The sequence below is a fragment of the Neorhizobium sp. LMR1-1-1.1 genome (assembly GCF_040675795.1).
GTDB classification, from domain to species: domain Bacteria; phylum Pseudomonadota; class Alphaproteobacteria; order Rhizobiales; family Rhizobiaceae; genus Neorhizobium; species Neorhizobium cellulosilyticum.
Window position 1 is genome coordinate 147328 of the sequence record NZ_JBEGHE010000002.1, and the last position, 10702, is coordinate 158029.

14 protein-coding genes and 3 tRNA genes are annotated in these 10702 nt (G+C 53.6%); 6 read left to right on the forward strand and 11 right to left on the reverse strand.

What is annotated here, in order from left to right:
• Positions 1–30: 30 nt before the first annotated feature.
• From MRBLMR1_RS08525 to MRBLMR1_RS08550, 6 genes are all read right to left on the reverse strand, one after another.
• The gene (locus tag MRBLMR1_RS08525; protein ID WP_206825140.1) at positions 31–1221 is read right to left on the reverse strand and encodes an NADH-quinone oxidoreductase subunit D; all 1191 of its coding nucleotides are present in this window, start codon (positions 1219–1221) and stop codon (positions 31–33) included.
• An 88-nt stretch (positions 1222–1309) separates the two neighbouring features.
• Entirely contained in the window at positions 1310–1912 is a 603-nt protein-coding gene (locus MRBLMR1_RS08530; protein ID WP_183826934.1) for an NADH-quinone oxidoreductase subunit C, read from the reverse strand.
• A gap of 18 nt (positions 1913–1930) precedes the next feature.
• Positions 1931–2512, reverse strand: coding sequence for a NuoB/complex I 20 kDa subunit family protein (locus MRBLMR1_RS08535; protein ID WP_148147961.1), 582 nt, complete (start codon positions 2510–2512; stop codon positions 1931–1933).
• Positions 2503–2868, reverse strand: coding sequence for an NADH-quinone oxidoreductase subunit A (locus MRBLMR1_RS08540; protein ID WP_112457281.1), 366 nt, complete (start codon positions 2866–2868; stop codon positions 2503–2505). The genes MRBLMR1_RS08535 and MRBLMR1_RS08540 overlap by 10 nt, the downstream gene beginning before the upstream one ends.
• Before the next feature lie 678 nt (positions 2869–3546).
• Positions 3547–3623, reverse strand: a tRNA-Asp gene (locus tag MRBLMR1_RS08545).
• Positions 3624–3681: 58 nt separating this feature from the next.
• Positions 3682–3758 (reverse strand) — tRNA-Asp (locus tag MRBLMR1_RS08550).
• A 272-nt stretch (positions 3759–4030) separates the two neighbouring features.
• Here MRBLMR1_RS08550 and MRBLMR1_RS08555 point away from each other — a divergent pair.
• Together MRBLMR1_RS08555 and MRBLMR1_RS08560 are read left to right on the forward strand one after the other, a co-directional pair.
• Positions 4031–4106 (forward strand) — tRNA-Val (locus tag MRBLMR1_RS08555).
• A gap of 176 nt (positions 4107–4282) precedes the next feature.
• A complete protein-coding gene (locus MRBLMR1_RS08560) occupies positions 4283–4558 on the forward strand; it encodes a hypothetical protein (RefSeq protein ID WP_500064095.1) in 276 nt (91 codons plus the stop codon).
• Here the strand turns inward: MRBLMR1_RS08560 and MRBLMR1_RS08565 are convergent.
• Positions 4555–5172, reverse strand: a complete 618-nt coding sequence (locus MRBLMR1_RS08565) for a hypothetical protein (RefSeq protein WP_500064096.1) — start codon at positions 5170–5172, stop codon at positions 4555–4557. The two genes, MRBLMR1_RS08560 and MRBLMR1_RS08565, sit on opposite strands and share 4 nt — an antisense overlap.
• Before the next feature lie 281 nt (positions 5173–5453).
• On the opposite strand from MRBLMR1_RS08565, the gene MRBLMR1_RS08570 reads away from it, so the two are divergent.
• Together MRBLMR1_RS08570 and MRBLMR1_RS08575 are read left to right on the forward strand one after the other, a co-directional pair.
• Positions 5454–5753, forward strand: coding sequence for a hypothetical protein (locus tag MRBLMR1_RS08570; RefSeq protein ID WP_500064097.1), 300 nt, complete (start codon positions 5454–5456; stop codon positions 5751–5753).
• Positions 5754–5767: 14 nt separating this feature from the next.
• On the forward strand, positions 5768–6166 hold the full coding sequence (locus MRBLMR1_RS08575) for a hypothetical protein (protein WP_500064098.1): 399 nt from the start codon (positions 5768–5770) through the stop codon (positions 6164–6166).
• Here MRBLMR1_RS08575 and MRBLMR1_RS08580 read toward each other — a convergent pair.
• From MRBLMR1_RS08580 to MRBLMR1_RS08595, 4 genes are all read right to left on the reverse strand, one after another.
• Entirely contained in the window at positions 6153–6851 is a 699-nt protein-coding gene (locus MRBLMR1_RS08580; RefSeq protein WP_500064099.1) for a hypothetical protein, read from the reverse strand. The genes MRBLMR1_RS08575 and MRBLMR1_RS08580 overlap by 14 nt on opposite strands.
• A 44-nt stretch (positions 6852–6895) precedes the next feature.
• A complete protein-coding gene (locus MRBLMR1_RS08585) occupies positions 6896–7456 on the reverse strand; it encodes a hypothetical protein (protein WP_500064100.1) in 561 nt (186 codons plus the stop codon).
• A 44-nt stretch (positions 7457–7500) separates the two neighbouring features.
• Entirely contained in the window at positions 7501–7923 is a 423-nt protein-coding gene (locus tag MRBLMR1_RS08590; RefSeq protein WP_500064101.1) for a hypothetical protein, read from the reverse strand.
• Positions 7924–8179: 256 nt separating this feature from the next.
• Positions 8180–8419 carry a hypothetical protein gene (locus MRBLMR1_RS08595; RefSeq protein ID WP_500064102.1) on the reverse strand — a complete coding sequence of 80 codons (240 nt, stop codon included), beginning with the start codon at positions 8417–8419 and terminating at the stop codon, positions 8180–8182.
• A gap of 124 nt (positions 8420–8543) precedes the next feature.
• Between MRBLMR1_RS08595 and MRBLMR1_RS08600 the strand changes: the two genes are divergently transcribed.
• Together MRBLMR1_RS08600 and MRBLMR1_RS08605 are read left to right on the forward strand one after the other, a co-directional pair.
• A complete protein-coding gene (locus tag MRBLMR1_RS08600) occupies positions 8544–10154 on the forward strand; it encodes an SIR2 family protein (RefSeq protein WP_500064103.1) in 1611 nt (536 codons plus the stop codon).
• Positions 10151–10648, forward strand: coding sequence for an SMEK domain-containing protein (locus MRBLMR1_RS08605; RefSeq protein WP_500064104.1), 498 nt, complete (start codon positions 10151–10153; stop codon positions 10646–10648). The genes MRBLMR1_RS08600 and MRBLMR1_RS08605 overlap by 4 nt, the downstream gene beginning before the upstream one ends.
• The last annotated feature ends 54 nt before the right edge of the window (positions 10649–10702 follow it).

The window sequence follows — 10702 nt, forward strand, 5'->3', positions numbered from 1 at the left end:
TGGCAGGGATGATCGCAACGACGTCAGTCATCAGCGGTCTACCTCGCCGAACACGATATCGAACGAGCCCAGCACCGCCGAGACGTCCGCAAGCTGGTGCCCGCGACAGGCGAAATCCATCGCCTGCAGATGGGCATAACCCGGGGCACGGATCTTGCAGCGGTAGGGCTTGTTGGTGCCATCGGCCACGAGAAACACGCCGAATTCACCCTTGGGCGCTTCGACGGCGGCATACACTTCGCCGGCGGGCACGTGGTAGCCTTCGGTATAAAGCTTGAAATGGTGGATGAGCGCTTCCATCGAGCGCTTCATCTCACCGCGCTTGGGCGGAACGACTTTGCCATCGGTGGCCGAGAACGGGCCTGTCTTGGCATCGCCGAGCAGGCGGTTGACGCACTGCTTCATGATCTTGCAGCTCTCGCGCATCTCGATCATGCGGATGAGGTAGCGATCGTAACAGTCGCCGTTCTTACCGATCGGGATGTCGAATTCGAGGTCGGAATAACATTCGTAGGGCTGCGCACGGCGCAGGTCCCAGGCAGCGCCCGAGCCACGGACCATGACGCCGGAGAAACCACGCGCCCAAGCGTCGTTGATATCGATGACGCCGATATCGACGTTACGCTGCTTGAAGATGCGGTTGCCGGTCAGAAGGTCGTCGATATCGTCCAGCTTGGACGGGAACTGGTCGCACCACGCGCCGATATCCTCGACCAGCTCATGCGGCAGATCCTGATGGACGCCGCCGGGACGGAAATAGGCTGCGTGCATGCGCGCGCCACAGGCACGCTCGTAAAACACCATCAGCTTTTCGCGCTCTTCGAAACCCCAGAGCGGCGGGGTGAGCGCGCCGACGTCCATGGCCTGGGTGGTGACGTTCAAGAGATGCGACAGGATACGGCCGATCTCGGAATAAAGGACGCGGATGAGCTGGCCGCGGATCGGAATTTCCAGACCGAGCATCTTTTCGACGGCCAGAGCAAAGGCATGCTCCTGATTCATCGGCGCGACGTAATCGAGGCGGTCGAAATAGGGAACGGCCTGGAGATAAGTCTTCGTCTCGATGAGCTTTTCGGTGCCGCGGTGCAGAAGACCGATATGCGGGTCCACGCGCTCCACAATTTCGCCGTCGAGTTCCAGCACAAGACGCAGAACGCCGTGCGCGGCAGGATGCTGCGGCCCGAAATTGATGTTGAAGTTACGAACGTTGTGCTCGGTCATCTGCGGCTCCATGCCAGTACTCAAGCGTACCGGGCGGGAAAAACTTGGCGTCAAACCGGCGCTTATGCGCCAGTTTCAGATTTCGGCGTCAGGTATTAGCCTTCTCGTCCCCGGGAAGGACGTATTCCGGTCCCTCCCACGGACTCAGGAAGTCGAAGCTGCGAAACTCCTGGCGGAGTTCAACCGGTTCGTAGACGACGCGCTTGAGGCTGTCGTCATAGCGAACCTCGACGAAACCTGTGGTCGGGAAATCCTTGCGCAGCGGATGACCTTCAAAGCCGTAATCGGTGAGGATGCGGCGAAGATCCGGATGGCCTGTAAACAGGATACCGTACATGTCCCAGGCTTCGCGCTCGGCCCAGTCGGCACCCGGATAAACGGAAGTGACAGACGGAACGGGCTCTTCCTCAGCCGTTGCAAGCTTCACGCGGATGCGCTGGTTCTGCTTCGGCGACATCAAGTGATAGACGACATCGAAGCGCTTGACGCGCGCCGGATAGTCTACACCACAGGCATCGATGAAATTGACGAAGGCACAGCGGGGATCGTCGCGCAGGAAAGTCAGAAGATCGACGACATTTGCACCGGTTGTGAGGAGCGTCAGTTCGCCATAGGCAATCAATGCGTCCTCGACCAGCGTGGGGCGCGCTTCGCGGATATAGTTGGAAAGTTCGCTCAAGGCTTCAGTCATGATATCCTCCTTGAAGCCTCAGCGTTCGATCGTGCCGGTGCGGCGGATCTTTTTCTGCAGCAAAAGCACGCCGTAAAGCAGCGCCTCTGCCGTGGGGGGACAGCCTGGCACATAGATGTCGACCGGCACAACGCGGTCACATCCGCGCACCACCGAATAGGAATAGTGATAATAACCGCCGCCATTGGCGCAGGAGCCCATCGAGATGACGTAACGCGGTTCCGGCATCTGATCATAGACCTTGCGGAGCGCCGGCGCCATCTTGTTGGTCAGCGTGCCGGCGACGATCATCACATCGGACTGGCGCGGAGAGGCGCGCGGTGCAAAACCGAAGCGCTCTACGTCATAACGCGGCATGGAAAGCTGCATCATCTCGACGGCGCAACAGGCAAGACCGAAGGTCATCCACATCAGCGAACCGGTACGGGCCCAATTGATCAGCTCGTCCGTCGACGTGACGAGAAACCCCTTGTCGGCGAGCTCATTGTTGATCTCGCCGAAAAATGCGTCATCGCTGCCGATCGGCTTACCGGTATTGGGATCAATGATGCCTTTCGGCTGAGGTGCAACGAGGGTGCTGCCGCTATCGACTACTCCCATTCCAGAGCTCCTTTTTTCCATTCGTAGATAAAGCCGACTGTCAAAACAGCAAGGAAGACCATCATCGACCAGAAGCCGAACCAGCCAATTTCCCCGAAGGACACAGCCCAGGGGAAGAGGAACGCCACTTCAAGGTCGAAGATGATGAAGAGAATCGACACGAGATAGAATCGAATATCGAACTTCATGCGCGCGTCATCGAATGCGTTGAAGCCGCATTCATATGCCGACAGCTTCTCGGAATCGGGAGCCTTATAGGCGACGGCAAACGGCGCGATCAAAAGCGCCAGGCCGATAACCATGGAGATTCCGATAAAGATCGCGATCGGGATGTAAGAAGCGAGAAGTTCACTCATGATATCCAACCCCTGCCTGCAAGAAGCGCCGAACGACGCATTTTTAGGCAATGCGCGGGCAAGCGAACGTGCATTGCAACAAGCCGTGACTATCGCAGCCGCGTTTCCCACGCAAGTGCTTTAACAAGCCACCCCACACGCATAGAGGTGCGAAAGACGACAAAATGTCGCGGAGGGTGACGGAAAGCCTGAAACGATTGAAAAACGACAAAGCCATAGAGCCGGGAGCATCGCAAAAAGTTATTAACAGGAGCAAAAATATCAACGTTTGCAGTGAACTTGCGTTTTGCCAAGTCTACGCACGAAAAATCACCCCTGCGACAATTGTCCGCACGGCACGAGCCCCACAAAAACAGTCGCAGCGGTTGCAGGCAACTCCGAAAACACAGGCAAAACCCTCCGCACCGGAAAGCCATCTCGCGCATTACGGGAAATCCGCGCCACCCCGGACAGCATAACCGAAACCGACACAAAACTGCCCACACGAAAAAGGTCGATCACGCAATTGCGAACGGGCAACCACCCTCCCCCGAAGATAAAGAGAGGAAACAGCAGCCGAGCGATCAGCAGGGCCGCGAAATGCAGGATGGAAGGAACAGGGCGACGTAAGTCTAAAAGCGACCGTCATGCGGTGTTTGAAACCGCATAGGTGAATAGAAATATGGAGGATAGAGAGAATGGCGCGAGTGACGGGGCTCGAACCCGCGACCTCCGGCGTGACAGGCCGGCACTCTAACCGACTGAGCTACACCCGCGCATTTGCCTTTTACGGCGGATCAACCGGGGTCAACCGATTAATCAATGAGAGAAGAATGGCGCGAGTGACGGGGCTCGAACCCGCGACCTCCGGCGTGACAGGCCGGCACTCTAACCGACTGAGCTACACCCGCACTTTCTTCAAGAAATCCACCTCCTGGAAGGGAAACCTCTTGGCCGGGCGACCTCAATCGCTCGGTTGGCGGCTGTCTAAGAGGTTCGGGATCGGGTGTCAAGCAGGTTTCAAGACAAAAGGATGACGCCTTCAATGTTTTATCCACAGCCGCTCTTTTTTGCGCATATCCGACGAAAAATTCAAAAAAACATCACGAAGGCTCTTGCGGTTTTTTTCCGATCCGCATAGATCACGGCCACCGACGCGGCGGACACGATCCGGTCTCGCGAAGGGCGATTAGCTCAGTTGGTAGAGCGCCTCGTTTACACCGAGGATGTCGGGAGTTCGAGTCTCTCATCGCCCACCATTTCCCCTAATAAAATCAATGACTTACAGGCGCCTAGCTCTATAGCTGGATTTCACCACCACAAAAACCGCCACACTTTCGTCCTCTTGATATTCGCGGGCGTCTTAAGCGCCGACGGCTGATTTCCTCTTCGTTTTCTGATTTTCTCTCTCTGAAGTTTTTTGGGGAGGACATCTATGAGCGATCAGCCCAACATTTTTCAGATGTATGTCGCAAATAGGAATCGTACTGGCTTCTGGATCCGTCGCACGACTTGGGGCGACACCGTCGCGCAGGTGACCTCGATCGGGCCTTTGGTCGGCCCTGCTCCGTACTTCGGCAATCCCAAGGTCTTTGCCAACATCTATTCGCTCGGCGGCGTACCAAAGGAAAAAGGTGCCAAGATCCCTGTACCAGGCACTTATAAGACATGGCGGCAAATCGAGCCGCCAAAATGGGCATCTAAAGGTTAGGCCGCCTCGGCTACCAGAATCATCTCTTCATCTATCTTGCGTGCTCGCTCGAGCATGTCGGATAGCGTGACCGTTTGATCATCCATCTTCCATAGCCTCGGCGATATCCGTGCGAGCTGATGCCCAGCATTTCTCAACATGGAAACCAGCTGATCCTGTTCGAGAGCATGCTGCTTTAAACCTAGCCGCTTGGCATCCAAAGCTACCGCATATGCAGCTCCCCGATATGACTGCCTGATCTCTGAGAAATCCATGCGGTCTTCATGAGCCACTTTGTCTGGCTTAGGCGTTATGACGCGCAGCTTGGGCACATCAGATGGCACAGTGAACCGAAGGCTGTCGTCTTCCAGGATCAGATCGATATCAGTCAGCGGGTAGTCGACCGACGGCAAACCAACGCGACGTGAGTCGATATAGAGAATGTGCATCGGCTCGAACCGAACTGCCTCAGGCTCCCGCAATTCATATTTGTCGCACCAGTTCCTGGTCTTCGCTTTCTTGAAGACGACCTGATCGCCATCACGGGTAACGCGATACTGGTCGCCTACCCCTGCCCCGATAGCCGTCATAGCAGCCGCAGGCACCTGAAGCTTGCAATGGCCGACCGAGTTCATCCGCCCGTGCTCGAAATACTCTTCGCGTCTAACACAAATCCTCGCCCTATAATTTTCCAAAAATTTCCATTTCCTTGATTGTACTCATAAAGAAATGATTGCCGTCTGCGGAAAACCTTACAAGCACTAAATTACAATCAATTTCATCATTCGCGCTGCACATTACGCAGCCATCCGCACACATTCTATGACAAGCAGACGATTTTCTTCCTTAAGTGCGAAACCTTGGGGCTCACGGCGATTCTGTAGTGTGCTAGCTACGGATCCAAGGAGACATCAACATGAGCAACCCAGCAACTGTACACGGAATGAACATGAGCGCCGCTGTCGCGGTAACGGGACTGGTCATCGGCAACGCATTGCGGAAAGCCCACGTCGAAGCTCGCGAACGCCGTCAGGAACGCGCTGAGCAGACGGCTCAGCTTCAAGCGCTGGCTACGGTAACGGATGAAGCTCAGTCTCTCGGCGACATTGCACTCCAGCTCGTCGGAGAGATCAAAGCCCTGCGTGCTCAGAATGCTAGTCTGACTGCGGCTTTGGCACAGCGTCAAGCTTACATCGAGCGCATGCGTACTCATTAATTGAAGGAATTAAAATGAAGAAATTTTTGGTAGCCGCGGCTCTGTTAGCTGCTTGCGGACCCGTGTCCGCGGAGGAAAATCCATATACTGGCGCTTGGACGTCTACAGGATGCGGTAAAGGCATCCAGTGCAGGATTGAGATCGAGCAGAAGTCCAAGACGGCTTACGGTCTTCGTTTCGTCGTCGCCGACGGTCGGGATGCCCGAAAAGTGCGATGCGAGGTGTCGGCCGATATGGAGCGTGGACCGCTCGAATTTACGAAGAGCCATCATTATGACGATGGCCTCATGGGCAGATTTCCCGACGACACTGTGTGGCTAGTCATCAATGGTGGCGGCGATATCTCACTGACGACGCTCCAGAAATGCAAAGGCGTCGAGATTTATGGTGACTACGGTTTCATTGGGGATTAGCGGGGTCATCAAAGACCCAATGCGGCGCTGGTCCGGTTGAAAATCCCCATTTTCTGCCCGTCTTTTCCGACAACCGATCGAGCAATTTTTGCAATCGCTCGACCATAAGGTTGTCTAAAAAGGCAACAAGCGGATCCCACTCAAGTGCACCGCCGACATGAAATCCCATTTTGTAGTTCATCGAAACACTGAATTGGTCTTCAGTAAATCCGATAACCATCCCAGATTTGAGAGAATCATGGCCCGCATTATGGGCGTACCGCTTATGCCTGAGCACAATGATCTGATCGTGCACCTTCCGTAATTTTGAAGGTAGCGACTTTCTAGACACTCCGCTTCCCATGCCGCCGTCGATAAGACGGAAATAAGTCGTGACGAACGCAAGCGTAAGCATGTCGTTTTCCATGGCCCATTCTGCGGTCGCCTCGAACTCCGTCGAAGCCAACCGTTTCTGGATGTAGCGAAGACTGGCCATCGACGGAAATGCCTGAATTAGACGATTCAGATTCCTCAGATCGTCGTCCACTACAGAGAGGAGCGCTACCCCCTCCTCCCTCATCCTGTCGAAATGCTGCTGCCACTCGTCCGGTAGGTATTGTAGAGCCTCATAGGGAACGAAGACATGGTCTTCTGGCTCTGTAGGAATGACGAGAGCAATCTCGTCTTTTTCTAAGTCGTCTGACATCGCGCCCTCTACTTATCGCTAGGCATTGTTAGCCTAAGATCACTTCAAGTGGCTATCTGGAATGGCGAGAATTCATCCGTCTTAAAATCCCTAACGCGCTTGGCCAGCTCGGTTTCCAGAACAACATCACTGTATGGCGGCTCATTATATGTAGAGACGCCCTTCGGCTTATGTGGCAGCTCCAAACCAACGATCCCGCACTTCTTACCTACCAAAGCTTTCTCACACGCGTCTGGGCCAGCCTTTGCAAGCTTGTCGAGATCTTCATCAGATAGCCCAAAAAGCCAGTCGGTCTGCTCAGGCGTCAGAGCACGGATATCAACGGCAGCCCGCGAGACCAGATCCTTCGCACTCGCGTATTCATGAAGCACAGACCGAGGTGTATGAGCGACCATGTATTCGATTTCAGGTTTTGTGTAAGTTGGTTCCCGCGCCAGTGCTTGCAGGACGTCTTCTGCTTTCGTCGCCAACCGCGGCACCTTGGCCGCCAGGTTCGAGTCGCTGCCAAAGATGGCGGCAATGATGGCGTCGATCAGCTTTGCGATAGCTGTCAGCAGCGCTAGAGCGGCTTTCTCGATGACAGCTGGGATGTCTTTGAATTTCATCGGGTGGGTCTCCTCTATATATATGGAGGAGACTGCCGTCGGCGTCAGCAAGTGACAAAGAGCCGGATCGGCGCGACCATCAACTTACTCAGCTCAGTGCATGCAGCGCGAAGATCATCGATACTGAATGAGTGTTTTGTGCCGTCGGGGTCACCGCATACGATGACGGCGCTGCCTGCTGTCCACGGGTCGGCGGACAGCGAATAGATGCTGTGAGCGAGAAGATTTCTAACGCGAGCTACCGCTTCAATATGTTCGAGCAGCTCCTCGGCCCGCTCGGGATATGTCGCCTTTATATGTGTGCGCCAGTGCACAATAATAGGACCCTTCAAGATCTTTTCCTGAAGCCCTGCCGCGGCTAGGTGCCGTCTCATCGTGTTTTCTAAGAAAGACCAACACACGAGCACCTGACCGATCTCGAATTTGAGATCATTCAATGTCGGATGAAGGGGCTCGACGTCGCTCATACTGACTTTCTAGACGACATTCAGATGTCCGAAAAGTCACCGGCGGAAACCAAATCCGCCGATAGAACTGCTGAAATCCCTGCTAGATAGGGCTTTCAGACAAACTACTTGTATGGTGCTCATTTCTTTTTTTAGCATTCCATAAGTGAATGCTGGCGGCAAAGCTCAAAGGAAACAACGCCTTACACACAACTTTTTAGACTTTGATTCCAAATCTGTTGACGCGGTCAGGAAATCTCAGGCGTTCAGAGGCCAATTATTTTTTGATGAGCGGCGTCCCGAAGACCATTATGGCCGAGATAACCGCCGACGCGCCGGCGATCCAAGCACGTTGAGATTTCAAAGCGGACTTTAGGTCGGCGACATCATCTTGAAGATCTGCGACGTCTTTGCTGAGAGCGCTCTGGGACTTCATGAAGTTGTCGAGCTTTTCTTTCATTCGAGCCATCGATCTGATGACTTGTAAAAGCTCTTTTGAGGGGAAATCTGCCGTCATAGAAAATGGTCTCGGAAATACGGATATTGAGACCATGAGAACGGTAGGGACTGCAAGTTTCTATAGGCGAATCAGTCTTTTGTGGTGTTTGATGAGGCGTCAATTTCTTGCGCGAGTTGTAGACGTGGTCGACATTACCGAAAGCCTTACTAAAGCTCTTCATAGCTGTGGATCCGCACCTTTCCTTTTTGTCGGTTCGGGGTTTTCAAGGAGATATATAGGTCTGGAGACTTGGTCCGATCTGTTAGCCAGGTTTTGCACGAACATAAGCGACTACGGGTTGTACCTATCGAACGCTAATGGCGATTTGCCGAGAACCGCATCTTTGATAGCCAAAGACTTCAATCAGATGTGGTGGAACCATCCCGACTTTGAAGCCAGTAAACAAGAGCACGGGAAAGATGTCACTGATCAGGCAGCCTCACTGAAGTTCGAGATAGCGGGGTACCTCCGAGGCCTTTCGCTTGAGTATAAGGAATCAGGTTTCGCCGACGAGATTAAGGCGCTCTCCCAGATGAACGTAGACGGTATCATCACCACAAACTGGGATCTTTTGCTCGAGGATCTCTTCCCCGACTACAAGGTTTTCATTGGGCAGGAAGAGCTGATCTTCTCCAATCCGCAGTCGATCGCGGAAGTCTACAAAATCCATGGCTGCTCGTCGCGTCCTTCATCTTTGGTCCTCACCGAAGAGGACTATCAAGATTTTCAAAAAAAGAACCCATATCTAGCCGCCAAGCTGATAACGATCTTCGTAGAGCATCCCGTGATCTTCCTCGGATACTCAATTAATGATCCCCATATCCAAGCTATCATAGGGTCGATCGCTGAATGCGTAGGCGGCGACAAGCTTAAGCAGTTCGAGGAGAACCTGATTTTCGTGGAGCGGCCAGATGAAGGCCAAGACGATGCGTTCGAGGGTGCAACGATCACGATTGGCGCAAGCAAGGTTCGTGTCACTCTGGTACGTACGAATGACTTTACGAAAATCTACAGTGCTGTGGAAGCGACCAAACGCAAGATCCCCGCCCGCGTCCTACGCTACTGCAAAGAGCAGATGTACGAGCTCGTCAAATCGACAAATCCCGAGGTGAAGCTCGCTGTTCGTGACTTGGATGAAATCGGCGAGACCGATGATATTGAGTTCGTGGTAGGGGTTGGTGTCGCTAGGGAGTTCACGGAACGAGAGGAAAAGGTAGTAGAGCGCCGAAAGGAGGTTTTGACGGCCAGAGGTTACACGGGCATAAGCGTCGATGATGTGTTCAGTGACATCCTCCTCGAGAAAAGTTCCTATGATGCAGAAAACATCCTGAACTCGACCTATCCGCTCTTCAAGAAATTGCCTAATGCCTACATCCCCTCATTCCGCTATCTGCGAGAGGTGGGGGTTGTGGACAAGCAATCATTTGCGGAATGCTCTTACGACGACGCGAAGCGAGTTGCAGCCAGGACGGTCGAGCGGGGTTTCATAACGCATTCGTATCGTAGTCAATTTGATCGGGATTTTCGCGGACTGGGTACTCAAGAGATTATAGATCGAACAACGCCTGAAAAGGCATCTGTTATTCTGCCATTTCAGTCACGGGCCGAGACAGACCTCGTCGTACTCGGCCAATTCCTCAGAGATAATGTAGAGAAGCTAAAGGAGGGGTCTTATAGATCGTACTTCCGAAAGCTGGCCTGCATGTATGACTACCTCCAGTACGGTTTCGATGCACACGGGATCCAGCCATGATCACTGCAGGCTACTATATCGGGCAGCTTCTAGACGATCTTGCTTCTATCGGTGGTCAGGTCGCAAATCGAAATAAGGTAGGCATGACCGATCTCACGAAGCTGCTGGAGAATTTCTATCGGGAAATCATCAACGATATCCACGACTATAGCCTGAGGAATGCAAACGAAGAGCGGAGCAACGCGCCTGGCTTAGATCTCATTGATGACGTCCGCGGGATCGGGATCCAAGTCACATCTCAGGGCGGATCTGGAAAAATCAACGACACGCTGGAGGTGCTCACAGATGAGCAGATCGGCCTGTACCCTCGTATCATCATCATGGTCGCTGGGACGAAGCAGAAGAGCTACACGGGCCTAAAGCAGGAATTCGTCAACCGTACAAACTTCAAGATCGAGAATATCTGGGATTACACCGACCTGTGTTGGTTTCCACGCGGAACTGAGCCGGTTTTTCCACCGAGAAGTGAGCCACCTCTGAGTATGGTTTTCTGATCAGGCTTTGGTCAAGGGATTGGCCTTTTCTCCTCTCTTCTGAGCTGCTGCGGC